Annotated in this window: 19 protein-coding genes and 1 pseudogene; 5 read left to right on the top strand and 15 right to left on the bottom strand. The window is 37.9% G+C overall.

Annotation, left to right across the window (positions count from 1 at the left end; genetic code table 11):
- From KI363_RS22105 to KI363_RS16835, 3 genes and pseudogenes are all read left to right on the top strand, one after another.
- A pseudogene (locus KI363_RS22105) lies at positions 1-128 on the top strand (carbohydrate ABC transporter permease); the annotation flags it as partial.
- Between the two features lie 413 nt (positions 129-541).
- Positions 542-2,833, top strand: coding sequence for a helix-turn-helix domain-containing protein (locus tag KI363_RS16840; protein WP_212967042.1), 2,292 nt, complete (start codon positions 542-544; stop codon positions 2,831-2,833).
- Positions 2,834-3,253: 420 nt separating this feature from the next.
- Positions 3,254-4,885 carry an extracellular solute-binding protein gene (locus KI363_RS16835; protein WP_212967041.1) on the top strand — a complete coding sequence of 544 codons (1,632 nt, stop codon included), beginning with the start codon at positions 3,254-3,256 and terminating at the stop codon, positions 4,883-4,885.
- Positions 4,886-5,134: 249 nt separating this feature from the next.
- Here KI363_RS16835 and KI363_RS16830 read toward each other — a convergent pair whose 3' ends face one another.
- The 3 genes from KI363_RS16830 to KI363_RS16820 all read right to left on the bottom strand — a co-directional run bounded on the left by KI363_RS16830 (position 5,135) and on the right by KI363_RS16820 (position 8,170).
- Positions 5,135-5,878 carry a FixH family protein gene (locus KI363_RS16830; protein WP_212967040.1) on the bottom strand — a complete coding sequence of 248 codons (744 nt, stop codon included), beginning with the start codon at positions 5,876-5,878 and terminating at the stop codon, positions 5,135-5,137.
- The gene (locus KI363_RS16825; RefSeq protein WP_212967039.1) at positions 5,875-6,471 is read right to left on the bottom strand and encodes a DeoR family transcriptional regulator; all 597 of its coding nucleotides are present in this window, start codon (positions 6,469-6,471) and stop codon (positions 5,875-5,877) included. Before KI363_RS16825 ends, KI363_RS16830 begins: the two co-directional genes overlap by 4 nt.
- 199 nt (positions 6,472-6,670) lie before the next feature.
- The gene (locus KI363_RS16820; protein WP_246516920.1) at positions 6,671-8,170 is read right to left on the bottom strand and encodes an extracellular solute-binding protein; all 1,500 of its coding nucleotides are present in this window, start codon (positions 8,168-8,170) and stop codon (positions 6,671-6,673) included.
- 541 nt (positions 8,171-8,711) lie between these two features.
- On the opposite strand from KI363_RS16820, the gene KI363_RS16815 reads away from it, so the two are divergent.
- Positions 8,712-9,833 carry a 5-methyltetrahydropteroyltriglutamate--homocysteine S-methyltransferase gene (locus KI363_RS16815; protein WP_212967038.1) on the top strand — a complete coding sequence of 374 codons (1,122 nt, stop codon included), beginning with the start codon at positions 8,712-8,714 and terminating at the stop codon, positions 9,831-9,833.
- Between the two features lie 153 nt (positions 9,834-9,986).
- Positions 9,987-10,802, top strand: a complete 816-nt coding sequence (locus KI363_RS16810; RefSeq protein WP_212967037.1) for a hypothetical protein — start codon at positions 9,987-9,989, stop codon at positions 10,800-10,802.
- A gap of 98 nt (positions 10,803-10,900) precedes the next feature.
- On the opposite strand, the gene cysC is transcribed toward KI363_RS16810, so the two are convergent.
- The 12 genes from cysC to KI363_RS16750 all read right to left on the bottom strand — a co-directional run bounded on the left by cysC (position 10,901) and on the right by KI363_RS16750 (position 22,578).
- Positions 10,901-11,506 carry an adenylyl-sulfate kinase gene (gene cysC, locus KI363_RS16805; protein WP_212967036.1) on the bottom strand — a complete coding sequence of 202 codons (606 nt, stop codon included), beginning with the start codon at positions 11,504-11,506 and terminating at the stop codon, positions 10,901-10,903.
- Positions 11,503-12,690 (bottom strand): sulfate adenylyltransferase, encoded by a 1,188-nt coding sequence (gene sat, locus KI363_RS16800; RefSeq protein WP_212967035.1) that lies wholly within the window; start codon positions 12,688-12,690, stop codon positions 11,503-11,505. Before sat ends, cysC begins: the two co-directional genes overlap by 4 nt.
- Positions 12,691-12,702: 12 nt before the next feature.
- On the bottom strand, positions 12,703-13,623 hold the full coding sequence (locus KI363_RS16795) for an AraC family transcriptional regulator (RefSeq protein WP_158323940.1): 921 nt from the start codon (positions 13,621-13,623) through the stop codon (positions 12,703-12,705).
- Between the two features lie 342 nt (positions 13,624-13,965).
- Entirely contained in the window at positions 13,966-14,976 is a 1,011-nt protein-coding gene (locus tag KI363_RS16790; protein ID WP_212967034.1) for a Gfo/Idh/MocA family protein, read from the bottom strand.
- 138 nt (positions 14,977-15,114) lie between these two features.
- Positions 15,115-16,530, bottom strand: coding sequence for a sulfatase family protein (locus KI363_RS16785; RefSeq protein WP_212967033.1), 1,416 nt, complete (start codon positions 16,528-16,530; stop codon positions 15,115-15,117).
- 30 nt (positions 16,531-16,560) lie between these two features.
- A complete protein-coding gene (locus KI363_RS16780; protein ID WP_191967571.1) occupies positions 16,561-17,379 on the bottom strand; it encodes a sugar phosphate isomerase/epimerase family protein in 819 nt (272 codons plus the stop codon).
- A complete protein-coding gene (locus tag KI363_RS16775) occupies positions 17,376-18,401 on the bottom strand; it encodes a Gfo/Idh/MocA family protein (RefSeq protein ID WP_212967032.1) in 1,026 nt (341 codons plus the stop codon). The genes KI363_RS16780 and KI363_RS16775 overlap by 4 nt, the downstream gene beginning before the upstream one ends.
- Positions 18,402-18,802: 401 nt before the next feature.
- Entirely contained in the window at positions 18,803-19,636 is an 834-nt protein-coding gene (locus tag KI363_RS16770) for a sugar phosphate isomerase/epimerase family protein (protein ID WP_057987101.1), read from the bottom strand.
- Between the two features lie 13 nt (positions 19,637-19,649).
- A complete protein-coding gene (locus tag KI363_RS16765; RefSeq protein ID WP_057987099.1) occupies positions 19,650-20,114 on the bottom strand; it encodes a hypothetical protein in 465 nt (154 codons plus the stop codon).
- On the bottom strand, positions 20,104-20,412 hold the full coding sequence (locus KI363_RS16760) for a hypothetical protein (RefSeq protein WP_128738502.1): 309 nt from the start codon (positions 20,410-20,412) through the stop codon (positions 20,104-20,106). Before KI363_RS16760 ends, KI363_RS16765 begins: the two co-directional genes overlap by 11 nt.
- 71 nt (positions 20,413-20,483) lie before the next feature.
- Positions 20,484-21,497 (bottom strand): ABC transporter ATP-binding protein, encoded by a 1,014-nt coding sequence (locus tag KI363_RS16755; RefSeq protein ID WP_212967031.1) that lies wholly within the window; start codon positions 21,495-21,497, stop codon positions 20,484-20,486.
- Positions 21,487-22,578, bottom strand: coding sequence for an ABC transporter ATP-binding protein (locus tag KI363_RS16750; RefSeq protein WP_082881262.1), 1,092 nt, complete (start codon positions 22,576-22,578; stop codon positions 21,487-21,489). Before KI363_RS16750 ends, KI363_RS16755 begins: the two co-directional genes overlap by 11 nt.
- Positions 22,579-22,590 lie beyond the last annotated feature (12 nt).

Genomic DNA, 22,590 nt, shown 5'->3' with positions numbered 1-22,590 from the left:
AAGTTAAAACAGCCAGCCTCGTTAAATATGCCGTTATCATGGTCTCTTCCTTACCGCTGTTAATTATTTATCCTTTCTTACAAAGATTCTTTGTGAAGGGGGTATTGATTGGATCTGTGAAAGAGTAGATAGAACTAAAATAAAAACGGTATCATGAGATGATTTAAAACGAATAATCAAATGACTTACCGCCGTCAACTCCAGATGCAAAAGGAAAAGTTCTGGATCCCGTACATGCGGGATCCTATTTATTGCTATGGTATATTAGTTCCTGTGTTTATTTACCGATATTCCCTTCCACACTTTATAGGCTGTCAAAAACCTATAATGCTAAAATAACTGAAAAAAGCAAGGTTGATAGAACCCAACTTTGCATTAGCAATGTGTTTGTTCAATACTAAATAGTGAAGTGTTGCATAAATGATTGTATAAGAAGACTTTGTCATCGAAAATTGAATTAAAATATATTGAAAGTTCAAGATATATCGTATATATTTGTGAAAAAGGGTATACCAAAAAAGAATATATGGAGAAGAGGAAAATGTTCAACTGGTCTAAAAAGAAATCGAAATTACTGTATAAATATCTATTTTCTTATTTACTTGTGTTCATGCTTCCTTTTATTACGATCAGTACGATTCTTTATCATATATCGGTAGGGAAGTTGGAAAAAGAAATTATCCGATCAAATATGGACAAAATAGATCAGATTAAAGATATGACTGACACACGATTAAGCGAACTAAATAGTTTAGCAACCAAGATCTCATACGACCACCGCTTAACTCCATATATGCTCACTGAGCCATATTATGATCAACAGGCTATTGAAGAATTAATTCGGTATAAGATGAGTAATTCCTTTATCGATGAGATATTTTTAAATTTCAATGAATCTAAAGATCTAGTTTATTCCTCCAAGGGAACAAGTACCTTCCATACCTTTGTCCAAAGTACCTATCCTGTAAAAAATAAAGATATTGAAGCCTTAAATAAAGGGATGCAGATTCAATCTAATCCTTTGTCACAAATTATTGATATCGCTTCCAAAAATTCCAATGGTAAGCGGGTTATCGCGTACTCCTATCCTATTCCAATTCAAAGTTCATCACCATACGGTACCGTCACATTTTTTATTAAGGAAGAAACATTATCAAAATTAATGAAAAACGCTCTAGGTGATTTTGAAGGAAATTCATTTATTTTTGATGCTGATTACAATTTGTTTGCTTCAAATGAAAATGGCGTTCAAATAGATTTGGATTTTGTGAAAAATATTTCAGCTAACAATGATGGAAACACTCATAAGGATTTTAAAAATGAGGATTACTCATTTTCCATTGCTCGTTCTCAACTGAGTGGCTGGACGTTTGTGTCCGTTATGCCCACCCAACAATTTTATGGCAAAATGACGTCGTTGAAATATTTTATTTTTATGGTTTTACTGGGGCTTGCGGTAGTGGGGATCACGGTCGTTTGCTATTTATCATTCAAACAGTATAAACCGATACAAAATTTGGCCCAGTATCTCGGAAATAAAGAACAAATGAACCACAGTAAAAAGCAAAGTAATGAAATTGAATTAATTAGAACAAAAATTGAATCTATTTATGAGGATAGCGAATTTTTAAAAAGAAAAATAATTGCCCATAAACCATTTGTCAGAGCGCAGTTTTTAACGAATTTACTAAAAGGTGAAGGGAAGGAACATCAAGATATTATAGCTTTAGCCAATGATTTAAAAATTTCTCTGAGAGGAGACTCCTTTTTTGTTATTGCTGTTTCATATAAAGGAAAAATAAAAAAGCAAGAGACATTTACATATTGGAAAAAAATAGTAGAAACAATTCATGAGATCTCTCATGAGGAGTGCTGCGGATATGGAGTTGAATTGGTTCATGATTATACAGCCGCTATTATTGTGAATATTAAGGATGACTCAAGTAATTGGAATGAAAGTCGACAATTATTTTCCCATCACCTTATAGAGCTGTTAAAAAAGCATTGTTCAATTTTGCCTTTTGTGGGCATTGGTCAGATTTATAAAGAGGCCAATAAAATTAATCGTTCTTTTATTGAAGCGACTGCATCCATAGAAAATGACATCTTACATCATGAAACTCATGCCATTTTTTTTGAGGATCTTTCTATTGACAACGACGAAACGATTTGGTTTCCGGAAGAAAGTCGGTTAAAATTTATTCAAAGCCTAAAACAAGGAGATCGTGTTGTAGCGAAGGAAACATTAGCTGAAATTTTAGATAGTCTTGCGCAAAAAAAATTCCCTAGCTACATGTTAAAGTGTACTTGTTTTGATCTGATCAATACCGTTTTAAAAACGATTGCTGAATTAGGCATTGAACATAATCCCGAAGAGGTTAAAAGACTGTCGGATTTCCAAACATTGGATCAACTAAAAGAAAGTGCAACTATTTTCATTGATCAAATATGTTTAGAAGTGGAAAAAAGGAAAGAAAGCCATAATGATCAATTACGTGACAACATTATGGAGTATATTCAAAAACAGTACAAACATCACACCCTTAGCCTTGAAATGATCTCTGATCATTTTCAAATATCAAGCTCGTATGTTAGTAGGTTTATTAGAGAGCAGACCGGGATTACATTTACTCAATTGGTTTGGAAATTAAGAATGGATGAATTTAAACAGCAATTAGTAAACACGAATCGAACGATAAAAGAGATTGTTTTGGATATTGGTTATTTTGATGTCTCTAATTTCACAAGGAAATTCAGAAAAGAGGAGGGCATTACCCCTAGTCAATATCGGAAATATCACCAGCAAAATAGAGATGATCAAAAAGCTTTATAAATATCTTTTCTGAATAACGTATAGTTGTTCAGAAAAGATTTTTTTGTTGTTTTTTAAATACATGCTCCAAAATACCATCGGATGCTTATAGAGTAGTCCAGATTTCACAGAACTATGTGGATCTTATACTGAATATGTCAATGTCTACAAAAAAAGAATATTTGTCCAGAATAATAAATATCTCAGGACAAAAGTGACCCTCACAAAACCTACATAGTAGGTTAAGAAATCGCCTGTATCATTCATTTTTCCTCAATGATAAACTATGCGTTAAGAAGTAAGGTTTGTTGAAAAATTAGTGGAGAACTTGACTTGAAAGGAGGAGCTTTTACTTTATTTCACATAAAAGCTATAGGGAATGAAAGATCATATCACTGGCATAAAGACAAAGCAATTGTACAGAATGGAGAGGGATCAGAATTGAAAAGTAAAAAAATATTTTTATTGGTTATAGTCCTAACTCTCATATTACTTTCAGCTTGTAACAATCAACAAGACGCTAGTGGGGATAAAGAGGGCCAAGAAAAGGATGAGAATGTAAAAGCTTCAGGTATGCCAATTGTAGAAGAGCCGATTACACTGCATTTTTTTGCAAAGAGGGCTGATACAACCGCTGAAAATTGGAATGATGTATTACTATATAATGAATATGAAAAAATGACAAATATCAATATTGAATGGGAAATGGTGCCTGCTGCAGGCTTAACGGAAAAAAGAAATTTAGTCTTGGCTAGTGAAAATTTACCAGATGCATTTCATACAACAAGTATGCCTGTGACTGATTTACAAAAATATGGTGCACAAGGAACATTCATAAAACTGAACGATTTGATTGATGAGTATGCTCCTAATTTTAAAAAAATACTTGAAGAGTATCCAGAGATAAAAGATGGAATTACGATGCCGGATGGGAATATCTATTCCTTTCCTTATGCTTTTTCACCGGATTTCGTTTCCATGCTCCTAAGTTCTCGACCATGGATTAGAGAAGATTGGATGAAAACTCTAGATATGGATATGCCGACAACGACAGAAGAATTGTATCAATTTTTGAAAGCTGTTAAGGAGCAAGATCCTAATGGGAATGGGCAAGCAGATGAAATTCCCTTCGGGGCAAACTCAATTAATACGTTAGTAGAATGGGTTCAAGGAGCATATGGACTTGGTAATCGAGGTCTTAAACATAAGTTTGTGGATATGGATCCAAAGGAAGAGGAGTTACGGTTTTTTCCGACCGCTGAAGAGTATAAAGAAATGCTGCAATATGTTCATAAATTATTCAATGAAGAGCTGATTGACCAAAATATTTTTTCTATTTCAACAGATCAATATCTAGCAAAAGGCTCCGAGGGGCTTTATGGTGTCACTCATTATTTTAGTCCTGATGTGTTATTCGGAAAGGAGGGAGAAAACTATATAGGAGCAGAGGCTTTGGCGGGTCCTAATGGAAGCAGATTATATACGAGCATATTGCCGCCAGTACCTACACCAGGAGCGTTTGTGATCACTAGTGCAAATGAGCACCCCGCTGCGACAGTAAGATGGATCGATTATTTTTATGGTGATGAAGGAGCAAAATTATTTTTTATGGGTGTTGAAGGTGTCACTTACGAAGAGACTGAAGATGGTGAATATGAATATGTAGACGAAATTAAAAATAATCCGGATGGATTAACTGTAGAGCAAGCTGTTTCTAAGTACCTTACATATCCTGGTGGTACTTATCCAGCTCTCGTTACACAGGAGTTTTTTCAGGGATCACAAGGGACGGATATGTCTTTAGATGCAACAGAAAGATTAAAACCTCACCTAATTGAAGAAGTATGGCCGGCCTTCATTTTTACAGACGAGGAACAAAAAATAATGGACACCTCAGGGGCAGATATTGAAAAGTATGTGAATGAAATGAAAGATAAATTCATTGTAGGTGAAACTCCTTTCTCTGAATGGGATAAATATGTTGAAACCATACAGAAAATGGGGCTAGAAGAATATATGGACGTCCAGCATAAGGCTTATGAAAGATATAAAGAGAGCTCGGGCAAAAATTAATAAAGAATAGAAGTTCGATGGTATGAATGAGAGAACAAGAAATTTTCATATTCTTGTTCTCTTTTTTACAGCTTCTAAAAAGAAGAAAATTTTTTTACACATATTTTACTAAAGGGAAAACTTTGATATTTTAAGAGGTAAGGGCCATGTAGAGCTATACCCCTCCCACACTGTTTTCCGAATATCCTTTTTTCTTCCTTTCATTGAAAATTCCGAGTGATATAACCCACTCGGAATAGCAAAATTGAACTAATCAATTACCTCTAATTGATGTTCTTCATGTTCATGTAAATCCTTATCATCCTGAACATGAATGATTATATGATAATCACCTGTTTCCTCAAAAGTAAATAGCGATGAGTATTCCCCTGCCGCTCCCTCTTCAGCATCCAGCCACTCGTGATTTTCTGCGTCTTCTTTCCAAATTTCATAACGAACTCGAGCATCTTTCAGTGGCTCTTCCTTATTCTGAATATGGACGATTAATTCTGTTTCGTCTCCTTTTTTTACATTTTCAGGTTCCATGAAATGCATGCTAAAGCCCTCTGCGTGTTCTCCATGTTCCTGCTCTCCATGGTCATGGCTTTCTTCCGCTGCTCCTTCCCCAACCGTGACAGTTTGTTTCGGCATATTATGCATTCCCCTTGCCGTCACATGCACTTGGACAGTGAAATTCCCATCATGATCGAAAGTTGTTTCCGCCTCATACGTCCCATCCTGATTATTCACAGCATCAATCATGCGGCTCTCCTCTTTCTTCCCTTCTTCCCAAATTTCAAATTGGACTTCATCCGCATCGGCGACCTCTTCATCACCTTGTGTCACTACAGCTTTTAAATTCGTCTTCTCATCAACTTCAACATGTTCGGCTACGTCTAACTGAACTTCAAGAATGGCTGGTACCTCATCATCCTGGGACTTCGCATCATTCCCGCATGCAGCTAACGATATAAGTGCGATCCCTAGCAAGATACTTCCAATTGTTCTTTTCATATCGATTCTCCTCGTCCTTTTAATGTAGAATGTTGGCAGGTGGATCCATTCATTTTTTCATCAATCGCCACAACTGCCTCTTCAAATGAGTAAAGTTCCCCTCCAAAACCTGTTTGGAATTGTATCGCCTGTTGGAAAGATTCAAATACAAGTACTTGTGGTTCACAACAATTTAGATTTAAATTCGTTCCCAACATAAAGGTCGCCATTTTTGCACTGATGGTCGTATCCTTTAAAAAATCACGACAAATTACTTGCGATACATCTTTTTTAATATCTTTATAGCGGAGTAGTCCACAATGAGCGCAGCAAGTTGTTTCAATTTCTTGGTCTATCTTAATTAATTGGACCGAGAATCTTGATTTTGCTGGTTTCAAACAATATGTACAGACATCTGGAGGTATAGATTGTTTTGGTGGGATAGAAATCCCTTTAGAAGTCTTTAGCACTTTTTTCTGATCCAATAACGGCTTAATATCGCGATAAACTGTCATTTCAGAGACATTGAATCGCTTACTAATATCGGATATACGTAAGTTTCCTTCCTCTTCTAACCAGATTAATATTTGTTGCTGCCTTTCAATTGGTAGCAAGTCATCCTCCCCTTCCTTCCTCCATTATGCAGAATCTAAATTCATCCTAGCAAGTATATCGATGATAAAAGATGTGAATATTTGTTGAAGTTTAACAAAACGAACACATTTATATAAATACAAAAGCATTCCTATCTTTCGAGTAACTCAAAAGATAAGAATGCATCATTGGTCATTATTATTTATTAAGAACCCATAATCATTTAGAAGCTTGATAGGAAGCATTAAATTCTTCTATCACTTGTTCACCACCAGCTTTTTTCCACTCCTCAATCGCTGCGTCAAATCCTTGATCATCGATTTGCCCTAGAAAATATTTATAAGCAGCGTCTTCCATAATTTGCGCTAGAGTTTCCGAATTTTTTATAAATGTCTCCGACTCTAGGGTAACCGTTGGATCATGTACTAGATAATTATTATTATCATAGTACAATTCATCTGCTTTTGCCCTTGGTTCGTATTCAAAATATCCTTCATATCTCCCATTTGTTTCTGGCTCTCCAATTTCGAACGGTGTGTACGGCCTAATTTCCCGATCATAGGCAGCTAAATTACTCTGAATAATGGAGGCCTTTCCGTCTATTACTTCATAATGCTCACCTTCCACTCCCCAATAGAGAAGATTAGAGCCTTCCGGTGTCATTAAATAATCAAAAAAGCTTAATATTTTCCTTAATTGTTCCTCTGTTTTGACCGCCGATTTTGGAAACATAAGCAAACTTCCATATCCTGGGATTGCCCTTGTACGATATTCACCGTCTGGTCCTTCAATATAATTATGAACATCAAATTCAAGTTCAGGATTCAGTTTTTTCGCATCCTCATACAATGTAATGACATCGCCCATTGTTCCAATATAAACGCCAGCTGTACCATTTTTTAATAAGTTTTGTTGGTCTGTTTTACTTGTAACGGGTGCGTCCTTATTGATATATCCATGATCAAATAAATCTTTAAAATATTTCATCGCCTCTCGATATTCAGGAAACATAAACTCTGGTAATAACTGACCATCCTTCTCTCCCCAATTATTAGGCGCTCCATGCCATGTAGCAAAGTTTTGAAAGGTTCCCAGTATTCCCCGATCCGTTAACCCGATTGTATCGTTCTTCCCATTTCCATCTGGGTCATCCAATGTAAACGTCTCCATCATTTTGTATAATTCATCAAGATTGTTAGGTGCCTCTAACCCTAGACGTTCTGCCCAATCTTTTCGATAAATAAGTCCTTGGCGAGAAAGGGGCCTTCCAGCGTATAATGAGTAAAGTTTCCCATCAACGAGCGTATTATCCAAAATTTCTGATTTCAGTTTACCTAAATTAGGGAATTCATCAAGATATGGACCGATCTCCCAATATTGTCCATCACGAATCGCATCCTTTTGCTGAATAAAATTGATAGGTTTAATTAGGAAAACTTCTGGCAAGGTTCCGGTAGCAAGCGCTGTGTTAAATCTTTCTTCATACGTATTATCCGGCACCCATTGAATCTTCATCTTAGTATTAGTCGCCTCTTCGAGTAAGTTTTGCAGTTTGGCATCAGGTGTTTCTGCAACATGTAAATTCAACATAATAGAAAATTCAAATGGCTGGTCTTCCTTCGTTTCTTTAGAACTGCCACTTCCACTTTGACTACACCCCATTAAAAGCACCAAAACGATCATAAACATGGCCCATTGCTTACACATTCTTTTGCTCATCCATATCCCTCATTTCTCCTATCCTTTATTCCCCTTAAGTAAGGTTGCTACTATTTTACAACAGGATAACAACGTTGTTAACAATAATATGTAAGAAAATTAAGATTATGTTGTAAACATCGCTATTAACCTCTCACTTATTAAGAATAGATCAAACAGTCCAAATTCTCCTTGACACATATCGCGAATCACTATAGGATTAAATGACAAATACTAGACACATTCTTATCAATAGATGGAGGGATTTCACCAACAATTACTTTCTTCACTATAACAAGTTCCTGAAATAATTGTCTTCAAGGTAAGAAGAGTAGTAAAAGTACGAGTTCAAAAAGGAGGATAAAAAGGACCAAGAAGTTCGAGGCGGCGCAGTTTCGAGCAGCAGAATGTATGCATTTAGATACATGAGCAGCGCAGAAACAAGCCAACGAAGAAATTCGCGGTGTCATTTTTACCGGACTTTTTGAACATTCTCTAAAATGGACTTACCAACCTCTTCCGTTATTTAGAAGGGGTTATGCTTAGTAAAGGAGTGGGGGAAATGGCAAAAACACTGGCAAAAGCACCGTTTCGTGCAGATATTGTAGGGAGTTTCTTACGACCGCAGTCATTGAAAGAGGCGCGGAAGCAATTTCAAGCAGGAGAAATAACCAAAGAAGATTTACGTTCAATTGAAGATTTAGAGATTGCTAAACTTGTAGAGAAGCAAAAAGAGTCTGGTCTACAAGTCGTAACAGATGGAGAGTTCCGTAGAAAATATTGGCATGCTGATTTTATTTGTGCCATTGAAGGGGTTCAGACTGTGGAAGTGGAAGTGGCCGGCTTTTTCCAAGGGGAAATGAAAAAGCTTACTTCTTATACAGTTGCTTCTCCTTTAAAATTCCCTGAAGATCATCCATTTTTAGCTGACTTTCGCTATTTGAATGGATTAGCAGGTGATCATACGGCTAAAATCACGATCCCTGGTCCAAATATGATTTTTCATTCTGGCGTGTTGAATAGTGAAATATATGCCGAGAATCCTTCTTATCCATCCCTGGATGCTGTCGCAAAAGATATTGCAAAGGTGTACCAAGATGCAATTCAAGCATTTTATGATGCAGGTTGTCGTTATTTACAACTGGATGACACAAGCTGGGGAGCCTTCTTTAGTCAAGCATCACGGGAGAAGATGGAGGCTAAAGGCTGGGATGTAAATGAACTCATGGAGAGATTTGCCGAAATAACGATTGAGTCGATCGCCCATAAACCAGAGGATATGCTAATTTCTCTCCATGTTTGTCGGGGGAACTTCAAATCTGCTTGGTTATATGAAGGAGATTACGAAGCAGTTGCGCAGCAATTATTTTCTAGAGTTAATGTTGATACTTTCTTTTTAGAATTTGATAATGAACGTTCAGGAGATTTCGAACCACTGCGTTACATTCATAATCAAAACGTAGCATTAGGTTTGATCACCACTAAAACAGCAGAGTTAGAGGATTCAGAAGAAATCAAGAAAAGAGTAGCAGAAGCTGCTGAGTATGTTAATCTTGATCACTTGTGTCTGAGCCCTCAATGTGGCTTCGCTTCTACTGAAGAAGGAAACCTCATCACAGAGGAAGAGCAATGGGCGAAAGTACGCCATGTTGTCCAAATCGCTCATGAAATTTGGGAAGAATAGAAGTCAAACGCTCCCCCTTTATACTCCAATAAAGGGGGAATTTTTATGGTTTTCTTAAGCACTCTCCCACTCTCCACATTGAGAATTCAGACCCATACATAATATGATAAGCTAATAAATATAAATAATTTTACATGGATGAGGAGATGTAAAATGAAAAAATACTTTTTCGGAACTTTACTTTTCCTCCTTTCTCTATTATTAATCGGATGTGCCTCTAAAGAAGCAAAACAATTTAAAAATAACAAAGAAGTGCAAGACGAAATTGAAGAAACGATTAAAGCAATAGGGAAAGATGAATTTGCCTTGGATTTAGATCCCAATGCAAAGAAAATGAAATTCGGTCGACAAAATGGGATACCGCTCGTCGATGATAAAACATTAATAGTTCCCGTGGAAACTACAGGAAAACCGGTATATTCTTTTGATGTTACAATTCATATTAGGAAACAGCAAGATGGAACATTACAAGTAGGGGAAGTGGAAATGAGAAACCTAGATCAATTAGGGAACTTTTTGCTTGAAGATCTTTATGCAAAGAAATTTAAGAAACCACTTAAACAGCTTGAAAAAGTGGATCCCGATTTATCGATTTATACGATCCGAATTGATTCCCTCACCGCTATTCACTATGATGATGAAGATGAGCTTGAGCAATATCGAAAAGCCCTTGCAGAAGATTATAATGCAGGAAATTTTACAAAGCCTGATCAATTTATCACTTTAATTGATAAACATCGCTTAAAGGAAGACCTTTCTATAGATGGGATTTACCTACCAGAGGTTTCAATCCAAGTAAAACGCCCAGAAAATGCGAAAATAGACTCCGAGGAAAAAGTGCAGAAAATTATTCAGTATATAGAAGAAAGCCATGATCTCCCTCTAGGGGACTACTCCGTTTCGATGCCTTCTGATAAGAATCATACATCCATCTATGAAACTGTTAGGAAACAGGAATGGCCGCAATGAAAACCGGTACAAAAGTCCATAGTTTTCATATAAAAAATCAAAGCCCAATGAGCACATTTTGTTCATTGGGGTTCTCTGAACGATAATCATTCCATTTTTTAATAGGTCGTAAATATCCCGCGCTCCCGTAAAAAGTCAATTACTTGATTCACAGATGTTCCGATATCTTGTTGATCGTTTTCAATTACAAGCTCCGGATTAACTGGCTCTTCATAAGGAGCATCAATTCCAGTAAAATCCTTTATTTCTCCTGCTCGCGCTTTTTCATACAATCCTTTCGGGTCTCGTCGTTCACATTCTTCTAAACTACATCTTACAAACACCTCGATGAATTCACCAGGTTCCACCATTTCTCTCACAAGCTTTCGATCTTCTTGATAAGGAGAAATAAAAGCTGTGAATGTGAGAATACCAGCATCGACAAATAACTTGCCCACTTCTCCAATTCGGCGAATATTCTCAGACCGATCTTCCGGACTAAATCCAAGGTTTTTATTTAGGCCATGACGAATATTATCCCCATCTAATACATAGGTACTGATTCCTTGTTCATGTAATTTTTGCGCTATGGATGCACATAATGTCGATTTACCTGAAGCGGAGAGTCCTGTGAACCAAACAATCGCACTTTTATGGCCGTGCAATTGTTGTCTTTCCCACTTTGTCACCTGTTGATCTTGCCAGGTGATATGTTGCGATTTCACTCAATCCCCCCTCTCTCTTTTAGTCCATCTATTAAGATCTGTGCCACTTCCGGACGAGAAAATTCACGCGGTGGCTTTTCCCCTTTTCTTAGTAATGCTCTTACTTTTGTTCCACTTAAATGAATATGAGACTCCTGATGATGAGGGCAGGTTTTAGAGGTCGCCATACTTTCACAGCGCTTACAATAAAACGCATGCTCAAATTTCAAGATGGTCATGCCTATCTCCTCTTCAAACTTTCCGACAAGTTCTTGCGCTTCATAGGTTCCATAAAAATTCCCCACTCCCGCATGATCACGCCCAATGATAAAATGAGTACATCCGTAATTTTTTCGGACAAGTGCATGCAGGATTGCTTCTTTAGGCCCTGCATAGCGCATCGCTGCCGGATAAATCACTAGTTTTACCCGATCCGCTGGATAATAATTTTCCAACAAGATTTGATAGCTTTTCATCCGTACATGAGCTGGCACATCATCTGCTTTTGTTTCTCCCACTAATGGGTTTAGAAGTAAACCATCAACATTCTCCATGGCAATTTTTTGAATATATTCATGAGCACGATGGACTGGATTTCTTGTTTGAAACCCAACGATGGTTTTCCATCCTAGTTGTTGAAACATTTCTCTAGTTTCTTGTGGTGTTTTATGAAAGGCAGTGAAGGGATCATGGCAAGGCCGTTCAATCATTGTGATGGGACCGGCGAAATAGATATCCTCTTTCTCGAGAATCTTTTGCACTCCCGGGTGTGTTTGATCAATGGTTCCATATACTTTTTTTGCTTCCTCTAATTTGTCATAGTAATATTTTTCTTCCAAAAGCAGTGTTCCATATATCTTGCCATCTTCTCCTTTTAAAGCAATTTCCTCTCCAGTTGAAAAATGTATTGCCTTCTCACGGTTGACAGGTAATGTGATCGGGATGCTCCAAAGCAGACCATTTGATAAATGCATGTGATCCAGTACATTTCGATATTCTTGTTGATTCATGAAGCCTGTTAATGGACTAAATCCTCCGTTTGCAATCAATTCTAAATCGGAAATGCTCCATTCCGAAATGGTCAAACTCGGTAAAGTCTCCGCTTTTTTTAAAGCCTGGCTTTTCTCTAAATCCGAAACTTCCCTATTAATTAATGTTCCTCCATGTGGGGCAATGCTAAATGTTTGGATCTCTTCTGTTTTCATACAATCATCCTTTCAGTGATGATTCGTTACAAGCACCCGCTGATATTGTTCCCTAAATTGTCCTGGAGAACAATTTACTTCTCTGCGAAAGAGTCGACTAAAAAATGCAGGATCATCATAACCAACTCTAATGGCGATATCGATCACTTTATCATTTGTTTCCATTAAAAATTTCTTCGCTTTTTCAATTCGAATATTCTGTAACATTTCAACGACTGTCTGATTTGTTTCCTCTTTAAATAAACGATTCAAATGGCGCGGACTGATTGTAAATAATTTACAGAGGGATGGGATCGAGATCTTTTGATCATAATTTCTAGACAGATATCCACAAACCCGCCGTACTAAAAGACGGTTAGAATCATTGACAGAGGAATGCGGTTGTTGGATCCGCTGTTCATTATAAATTCGCGATAATAAAATTAATAATTCCACTAATTGCAAACGAATCAACGTTGAAAAACAAGAACCTTCCCTCGTATACTCATACATCATTCCTTCCAATAAGGAATGCAATCGCTCAGTGTAATCCCCCTTTAAATTTAAGAGATGATGGAACCTCTCCCGACTATCTAAAAACGGGTGAATATAAAAATAATCCATCGATTGCGAAACTCCAAGCTCCTTTAACCAAGAATCCTGAATTAAATTGGGCAGGAATAGACAGTTAATAATATCGATCTTTTTTCCCTTTTCTATTTGAAAGGTGTGAACTTCTCCCGGGTTAATAATAAACACATCATTGGTTTGAATTTGATAGGACTGTCCTTCAAAAACATGTTTCGCTTCACCTTTGACAACATACACTAACTCAATAAATTCATGGGAGTGAGCAGGTGGAACATTCATCGCATCATGACGATATTGTTGAATCCAAAAAGGAAATTCATTATTTTTCATGTACTCTTGACTGCGATACCGAGCTGTACTCATCTCTAAACCTCCCTATCCAATTTATGGTTTATTTTTCAACCCCTTGTTCCACTGTTTGTACTTCAAGAGGATATTCAAAAAGTAAGGATCAAAGGCTAAATTCGCGACATCCTGTCGCAACGCCTTTGTGACCTGCGTCCTGCAGGCCTCCGGTAAAAATGACACTGCGATACAATGATCTTCGACTAAGTACCGACACGTCCTGTGTCGAACGTCGAAATCACCACATCCTGTGGTAGCTCGTTGGCTTGTTTCTGCGCCGCCTCGAACTTCCGACGCACAGGACGTGCTAGTGTCGGTGTTGCTGACAGGACGTCAGCGCCCTTAGCCGACGGGTCCTTTTTATCCTCCTTTTTGAACACGTACTTCAATCACTTCCCCGTTATTTTGCTGGGAACGAATAGCTGCCTCAATGACTGTTTGTGCAGCAAGTGCCTCCATGCCTGAACCACTGATTTCATCTGGTGCAACATTCAGCTTAATTTCGTTGATAAATGTTTGCAGTCTATTTTTGAAGGTGGCATTAAATCCTTCCATTCCTGTTAAAACCGAATTGCGAATAACCGTTAATTCTGATTGTTGATGCGGATAAAGCGTGACTTCATTATACACATCATCAATCACAAATCGCCCCTTAGTCCCCGCCACTTCACATTGCTCAATCGGATGTCGATTATCCATATCATAACTTCCAGTTAAATGGCCTACAGCTCCAGAGGAAAATTCCATATTAATAGAGGCCGTTGACCACACATTCCTTCCAGGTGCCTTCGTCATAAAGGCTTGCACTCGACGGATGTCTCCACCAAAATACCGCATCACATCAATCGAGTGAGGATGTAAAGCACGAAGATGAATCCAAGGCGTAGACTCATTTGGATTGCCAATCGTTAATTTCATATTTACATATAATAATGAACCGAGAGTCCCTTCTTCAATCCAATTTTTTGCTTTATTGGCTGTTGGCGCAAAGCGATGATTCAAGTTACAAGCAAGTCTTACTCCCTTCTCCTTTGCAAATGCAATCATTTCGTGTGCTTCGGATAATTGGTTGGATAGAGGCTTCTCCACTAATACATCTTTTCCCTTTTCAATGGCCATCATCGCTGGTGCAAAGTGATGGGATCCGTTTTCTATTCCGCCTGTTGCAATACTAACCACATCAACATCTTCATTTTCTAATAAATCATTAAAATCGGTATAAGATGTCACACCAAATAGTAGGGCGGCTGCTTCAGCCAGCTTTTCATCCAGATCACAAACCGCGACCAATTTGACATCAGGTATTTCTTGATAATAACGACAATGCAGTTTTCCAATATTGCGCAATCCGACAACAGCAACTTTAAGCAAAAACACCATTCCCTTCTGTACTAAGTGGAGATGACTGATAGGAATCAGGCATCTCCATGATTTTCTTGAGTTGTTAGCGATGCGGGCCAGGGTTCTTCGCGTTATTTTCGATTTGTTCGCGATGAACCGCGTTGGTCATTATACTTTCGATTCGTTCGCTTTTCCCTCTTCCTTTTTCTTTGCTTGTAGATCCTGTGCCGTTTCAATCGAACCGATATACATAGAATCATAGGCTTCTTGAGAAGATTTGAAAGGACCTTGATCTAGACCATGCCATTTTAGATTTGTGTACATTGGATTTGTTCGTCCTGTCGCATGTTCTCTTTTCGCAATATACGCTTCCATTCTTGCCGTCAATGCCTTAACGATCTCCGGCTCCCGATCTGCCACATTATTTAATTCAAGCGGATCTGTAAAAACATTATATAATTCTACTTCCGGTTTAAAATGAAGGTCAGGTTCCAAAGCACGAATAAGCTTCCACTCTGGTGTCCTCCAGCCATGCTTACGCATCCAGGTACATTCTGTAATATAAAATTCAGAAGTTTTTTCAAAACGACGATTATCCTTGTGTACGAGTGGTAATAAACTTTGCCCATCGAACGATATATCTGTTTGAATATCTAATAACTCTAAGATGGTTGGAGTTAAATCCTTGATCAATGTATATTCTTCCACTCTTTTTCCAGCAGGCAATTTCCCTGGGAATTTAAGAATGAGTGGAACAACGAGATTATGTTCATAAAGTCCATGATGATCATACCAACAATCATGTTCATTTAGTGTTTCTCCATGATCTGATGTAATAATAATCAAAGTTTCTTCCTCAATGCCTAAAGTTTGTACGCTTGTTAATATCTTTTGGATACAGGCATCCATATAAGCGATTGCCCCATCATATTGCGCATCCACATAATCGGCATCTGTACAACCTTCTGGTAACCAGGAAGTAATATAGTCCGCAAATGGTTTAAATTCCTTTAATTTCTCTAAAGATGTATTCGTCGGGTCGCATTCATTACCATCGTAAAATATCCGGTCAAAGGGTGCGGGTGGTAAATATGGAGAATGAGGATCCATATGGCGCATGAATAAGAAGAATGGCTGATCGTCTTCTACTAATCTTTTTAATTCAGGTATCGCCACTTTATTGAGATTTTCAGCTTTAGGGCTTTTCCCTGTTTCATCTGGACCCCATCCTGCATAATCCATATATTTCTGGAAACCTCGTGAAGATGGATTACCTGTAAATCCAATACAAGTTGTTTGGTATCCATGATCGCCAAGTATTTCTGGAAGAGTTTGTACATGCTCCCCTAATGGACCTTGATGACGGAGTGCCACCACATCTGTTCCAAAACAGTCCATCCCTGTTAGCATGGAAGCATAGCCTGGTGTGGTTGGAATGCTTGGACTGAAATAGTTTTCAAACAACACTCCCTCTTTGGCAAATTTATCGATATGCGGGGTCGTCAAACGTCCATATCCATAGGAACTCATATGATCTCTGCGCAGACTATCAATGCCAAACATAATAATATTCGGTTTTTTCATTCTTTCTCATCTCCTTTTGAAACAACGATTTTACTTTTTTACTAAGTTCGGTTTCCGGACACCTAATTTTTGTAGACAGGCATTTAAATAACCGTAGCTTTCTGCTGCGACAATGGAAACATCTGCCAAGGAGTGTTGGTTTGCCCCAATTACTTCAAGACAAACGGGCCCTTCATAATTTCCGTCTACCAATGCCTTGCAGTATGCGAATAAATCAATATCTCCGCGGCCACATGCTTGGTTTTGAATTTCACCCGGACCAGTCGTTCGGCCTTTACAATCACGAATATGCACATGTTTCATTCGACTTAACACTTTTGGCAATTCTTTCTCGGGATTTTCATTCCCACGATAAATATGACTCGGGTCCATATCAATTCCGAAAGCTGGTGAATCAATCTCATTCATGGCTTGTAATGTTGTTGGCGTATTATAGATGGCATTCCCCACATGGGCCTTCACGCATAATGTCACTCCGTACTCTTCGGCCTTTTTCGATAAAGAACGAAGCGTTTCAATTGAATGGAGCAAACTGTCTTCATCACCCGATTTGCCACCTGGACCTACATTAATAACGGGAATTCCTAATGCGGCCCCTGCTTCAAATGCTTTCGTTAGGCGCTCCTCATCTAATGTAGCCACTTCCATCGATAAAAAATCTAACCCGTTTTCTTTTACAATCTCTTTTAACTCTTCCGCCTGTTCACGCCAACGATCTAGTTCAAGATGTTCACACATCCCTTTAATCGCAGCAATTTCTACACCATCATAGCCACACTTGGCAATTTGTTTCGCAGCCGTAGCAAAATCAAAGTCTTTAAATAGCACAGAATTGACACCTAGTTTCATGATTGGACGCCTCCCGGAATTTTTTCTAAATCTTTTACATCAACAATCGTTCCCGTCTCCCATGAGCGGATCGCTGCTTCAATAATTGTCTGCGCTTTCAATGCATCTTCCCCAGAACCGTTTACCCGATCGTATGTTACACCTGAATTGATTTGATCCACAAAGGAATTAATGCGACTTTTGAATGTCTCCGGAAAAGCCCGCATGCCACCCAAATAACTATATTTTTCCGTTTCAATACTATGGCGTGGATAATAAGTTAAATGCTCACAGGCATCTTCCAAAATAAAACGTCCCTTCGATCCAACCACCTCACATAGTTCTAATCCATAACTTGCGCCTGCATCATAACTTCCGACTAGATTCCCAATCGCTCCATTCTCAAATTCCAAAATGATTTGCGCATTCGACCAAATCGCCCGACCTTCCCCTTTCATCATGAACGCCGCTACTCGTTTGACATCTCCACAAAAATAACGAATCACATCAAAGGAATGGGGATGCAGGGCACGGAGATGAAACCATGGTGAACTTTCCACAGGATTATTAATCCACATTCGCATATTAATCATATGGATTTTCCCTAAGCGTCCAGCTTCAATCCATGACTTCGCCCGCTCCGCAGCTGGCGTAAAGCGATGATTCAGATTGACCGCGTAAGGAATTTGTTTATCCCGCGCAAGATCAACCATTTCTTGAGCTTCCTCAAGTTTATTGGAAATTGGCTTTTCCCCTAATACCGGAATACCAGCCCTAAGTAGTTCCATTGTTGGCGCATAATGTTCACCACCATTTTCCTCCCCCTTAGTGCAGACACTTACTAAATCTAATTCAATCCCACTTGCAAGCATTTCTTTGACACTGTAAAAAGCTCTTGCATCATATTGTTGGGCGGCTTTGTCTGCTTTCTCTTTGATAATGTCGCAAACCGCCACAATCTTCGTATCCGTATTTTCCATGTAAACTGGGGCATGCGTATTCCCAATATTCCCTACACCGACAATCGCTACTTTTAATGTCATGAAATCATCCTCTTTTAATTTATTTTATTCAACGGAGTAACCCGTTGTTGTACACACGATTACTTGGCGCAAAGCGACTTTGCTCATGTTGACAAATTACGATCAGTCTTAATCAAGGCTTTTCTAATTAATATGATGGTAAGCGTTTTCTAAATTAGGTATTTCTCTCTGTTGTTTTATCTATATACTACAGAGATTTAATAGATGCTACATTGTGGATTCTGCCAAGTTCATGGTCAATTCGGACAATTTTTTAGAATTCACAATTCTAAACATTGTCGTTTATATTGAGTTGGAGTTAAAAGGCGATGATTTTCCGGTTGTTTATAGAAAGGAGAGCGTAATCCCTCAATAAGTTTCAATCTAGGGATGTCACTTTCGAGAGGACATCCCTAGTCCGATTATTTAAGTGTCAATGATTGTTTCTCAAACCGTAAAACACGATCACGTATATCACAGCAATTATTTAAATTCACATACTCCATAATAAAGGGAATACCTTCCGTATACTGATGATATAGTTGGAAAAATAATGGCCAATTAATATCTCCATCTCCAATGGCACGTCCATATGCATCATTAACTTTACGATCTTTCCCATGGAAATAAGCAATATAAGGAGCCAAATATCTAAACATATCTTCTTCAGATTGATTGGCAATCAAATTGGCTGGATCTAAAAGGACTTTAAGATGATTTGAACCAATTTGTTTGATCAAATCTACTGTTCGTTTCGCACTTGGGATAATATCTAACACACATGGTTCTAGGGCAATCGATATATTATAACTCTGCGCCTTTTGCACAAGCTGACCTAGGCGATCTTTAAATAGCTCAAAAGCAGATTCATAGGTATCAGCATTGATTCCCCTTTTTCCTGGAATAAAGCCACATTCTGTCGCAACATAAGGAATATTATTGATAGCAGCAATCTCCATCAATCGCTCAAAATAAGCTAAGTTTTGTTGTGCCTCCCCTTCGTCTAGCTCTAATAGATTCGTAAATACACCAATTGCTGTTACCTCAATCCCATATGCTTGATATACATCAATAATTTCCTTACTTTTCTTATTTGTAAGTGTTGTTAAATCAGATCTACCATTGTACACCCAATAATTAGAATCGGTTTGTGAGAAACATAATTCCGTCCACTTAAAACCCTCTTTTGCCAAAAATTCTGCTGTTTCCTTATTACTCATTTCGGGAAAGCTTCTTGATACCACGCCTACATCCATTTATATCCCTCCATCATTTTGATTGCTTTACGTCTCTAAACCTTTTCTTCGCTCTCCAGCTATATGCTATAAGCAAACATGCCAAACTTATAGCTAGTTCTCCTCCACGCAGAAATACACTACTCCATTCTGAATGACCAATAAATAATAATCTTGAAACATTACAAAGAAATAACAACAGAATTTGGTAGCCGCAAACGATCAAAAAAGTACTAAATAATTTACGACTTTCCAAGCTTTTAGTTAATTTATAATGGATAAGAAACACATAAATGAGCCAACCAATCCCTAATAACACAAAAGAAAAATTATCGACTGCCGGTATTTTCCATTTATCAAAAGAAAGGTACAAAAGATAAGTCATCAATGTATCTCTTATTACAAACCAAAGACCCAATGCTATTCCGGCTGATATGGTGGCTAATCCCAATACTGTTAGCTTCAGTATCGTTGCTTGGCCCTTGGAGTCATTCTTCATTTGGAAGTTGATTCCTCCATTGTCGACGTGTTTTTTCAAGATCTGAAAGCAATATGGAACGGGTCTCTTCACTTTCAACTAAATTCGTTTTTTGGATATAACGGACTAAGCGTTGCAATTTTTTTGAATATGATTTTTGAGCTGTCTTCTCTATGCGTGAGGCCTTCTTAGTATTACCTTTTGCTTCTAAATTCTTTATTTTCATTTGATATTGTCTTGACCACTTTTCCGGAACCTCACCATTTGTTACCTCTTCTAATACAAGATGTTTTTCTCCAATATATTTTTTCGCAAACACATTCATACACCAAATAGAGCCTAACATAATTAGGAGTAGTGAAATTGCATACATAATCACTAGCAGAAGAATCATATGGCAACAGAGCCTTTCAAATCCAAGTCTTTGGCAAAATGGCAAGCCACATGATGACCTTCACTAACTTCTTGGAGGACTGGGCTTTCCACCTGGCAAATCTCTTTAACATATGGACAACGCGGATGAAAATAACACCCTGTTGGAGGATTAGCTGGATTAGCTACTTCACCTTTCAGAATAATTCTTTCCTTCTTTATTCTTGGATTTGGAACAGGTTTTGCAGATAAAAGGGCCTCTGTGTATGGATGCTTCGGAGTAGAAAATAATGTCTCCGTCTTTGCCATTTCGACCATCTTCCCGACATACATGACACCTACCCGATCAGAAATATGCTCAATAACACCTAAATCATGTGAGATAAATAAATAACTTAACTGAAATTCCTTTTGTAAATCTTCTAATAGATTAATAATTTGTGCCTGAATTGAAACATCCAAGGCAGAGACGGCCTCATCACAAACTATAAATTTCGGATTAGTTGCAAGCGCCCGAGCAATTCCTATACGTTGTCTCTGTCCTCCACTAAAGGCATGGGGATACCTTTCCAGATGACGACTATTTAATCCAACAATCTCCATCAATTCTTTTACCCTTGTTTTTAATCCCTCCCCTTTAGCCATTCCATTACAGATTAACGGTTCGCCAATTATATTTAATACTGTCATTCTTGGATTTAAGGATGAATAAGGATCCTGAAAAATCATTTGCATATCCCTTCTAATATCTCGTAATTCTTTATAATCCAATGTTGTTACATCGACTATTTGACCATGGCGATTTTTAAATTTGACCTCCCCACTAGATGGTTCAATTGCCCGTAATAATCCTTTTCCCAGTGTCGACTTTCCACATCCAGATTCCCCAACAAGCCCAAATGTCTCCCCTTGATTCACATAGAAGGATATATCATCCACAGCCTTTACTTCACCAACATGTCTTCTAAAGAAACCTTTTTTAATAGGAAAGTATTTGTTCAGAGATTCGACTTCCAGTATTTTATTCTCCATTATTTTGACCTCCTTTCTTTTGATTCTGATTCACTTTGACACATCTTACATAATGGCCATCCTTAACTTCCACAAGAGGAATTTCAACAACATTACATAAACCATCTTCAGCAAGTTGACATCGGGAATAAAAACCACAACCCTTTGGTAAATTAATTGGAATCGGAACTACTCCTTCAATGGAATCTAATGGTTCATCTCTTTTTCCCACAGTTGGGATAGATCGCAGCAATCCTTGAGTATAGGGGTGTAATGCACCGAAAAATAAAGTATCGACATCTGTGTATTCCACTACCTTTCCAAGGTACATAACGGCAACTTCATCAGACATTTCAGCGATTACTCCTAAGTCGTGAGTAATAAAAATAACAGCTGAATTAAAATTATCTTTTAGCTGATTAATCAAATCTAAGACTTGCGCTTGCACAGTGACATCTAAAGCAGTTGTTGGTTCATCCGCAATCAAGATAGACGGATTGCAACATAGAGACATCGCGATCATAGCCCTTTGTCTCATTCCCCCAGATAATTCATGAGGATATTGTTCCATTCTTTGTTCGGGATTTGACATTCCTACTTTCTTCAATGTATCAATTGCAATTTTTTTAGCTTCCTTCTCATCTCCTGTAATATGCAAGAGAATAGCTTCAACCAATTGGTTTCCAATTGTGTAAATAGGAGAGAACGCCTTCATCGGCTCTTGAAAAATAACGGCAATTTCTCCACCACGTATTGCCCTTATTTCTTTTCCTCTCGGATTAAGTTCCGCAATATTCACAATTTGTTTTTGTTGATCATCTCTACGAAATAGTATATCTCCATCGGCTATTTTCCCTGGGCTCTCAACAATTTGGAGAATCGCCTTTGTGGCAACGCTTTTCCCACTACCACTTTCCCCAACAATACCGAGCGTTTTCTTTCTCTTTAATTTAAAATCTACTCCACTTACGGCTTCCAATATTCCTTCCTCTAATGGAAAATGGACATTTAAATTAGAGACTTCTAAAAGAACCTCATCATCCTCATGGATAGTAGAGGCAATTGTAGCTTTCTTTTCAAGCACAACTGACTTTTTTCTCATTCCCTACTCACT

The organism is Lederbergia ruris, assembly GCF_018332955.1.
Taxonomy (GTDB): domain Bacteria; phylum Bacillota; class Bacilli; order Bacillales; family Bacillaceae_C; genus Lederbergia; species Lederbergia ruris.
The sequence above is the reverse complement of the archived record's forward strand: the minus strand, read 5'-3'. Positions and strand labels throughout refer to the sequence as shown.

Bases quoted from the DNA above. Each gene is read 5' to 3' on its own strand.
- KI363_RS16840 (WP_212967042.1), top strand. From the start codon at position 542: ATGTTCAACTGGTCTAAAAAGAAATCGAAATTACTGTATAAATATCTA.
- KI363_RS16830 (WP_212967040.1), bottom strand. From the start codon at position 5,878: ATGAAAAGAACAATTGGAAGTATCTTGCTAGGGATCGCACTTATATCG.
- KI363_RS16820 (WP_246516920.1), bottom strand. From the start codon at position 8,170: ATGAGCAAAAGAATGTGTAAGCAATGGGCCATGTTTATGATCGTTTTG.
- KI363_RS16815 (WP_212967038.1), top strand. From the start codon at position 8,712: ATGGCAAAAACACTGGCAAAAGCACCGTTTCGTGCAGATATTGTAGGG.
- KI363_RS16810 (WP_212967037.1), top strand. From the start codon at position 9,987: ATGAAAAAATACTTTTTCGGAACTTTACTTTTCCTCCTTTCTCTATTA.
- sat (WP_212967035.1), bottom strand. From the start codon at position 12,690: ATGAAAACAGAAGAGATCCAAACATTTAGCATTGCCCCACATGGAGGA.
- KI363_RS16795 (WP_158323940.1), bottom strand. From the start codon at position 13,623: ATGAGTACAGCTCGGTATCGCAGTCAAGAGTACATGAAAAATAATGAA.
- KI363_RS16785 (WP_212967033.1), bottom strand. From the start codon at position 16,530: ATGAAAAAACCGAATATTATTATGTTTGGCATTGATAGTCTGCGCAGA.
- KI363_RS16780 (WP_191967571.1), bottom strand. From the start codon at position 17,379: ATGAAACTAGGTGTCAATTCTGTGCTATTTAAAGACTTTGATTTTGCT.
- KI363_RS16775 (WP_212967032.1), bottom strand. From the start codon at position 18,401: ATGACATTAAAAGTAGCGATTGTCGGTGTAGGGAATATTGGGAATACG.
- KI363_RS16770 (WP_057987101.1), bottom strand. From the start codon at position 19,636: ATGGATGTAGGCGTGGTATCAAGAAGCTTTCCCGAAATGAGTAATAAG.
- KI363_RS16765 (WP_057987099.1), bottom strand. From the start codon at position 20,114: ATGAAGAATGACTCCAAGGGCCAAGCAACGATACTGAAGCTAACAGTA.
- KI363_RS16755 (WP_212967031.1), bottom strand. From the start codon at position 21,497: ATGGAGAATAAAATACTGGAAGTCGAATCTCTGAACAAATACTTTCCT.
- KI363_RS16750 (WP_082881262.1), bottom strand. From the start codon at position 22,578: ATGAGAAAAAAGTCAGTTGTGCTTGAAAAGAAAGCTACAATTGCCTCT.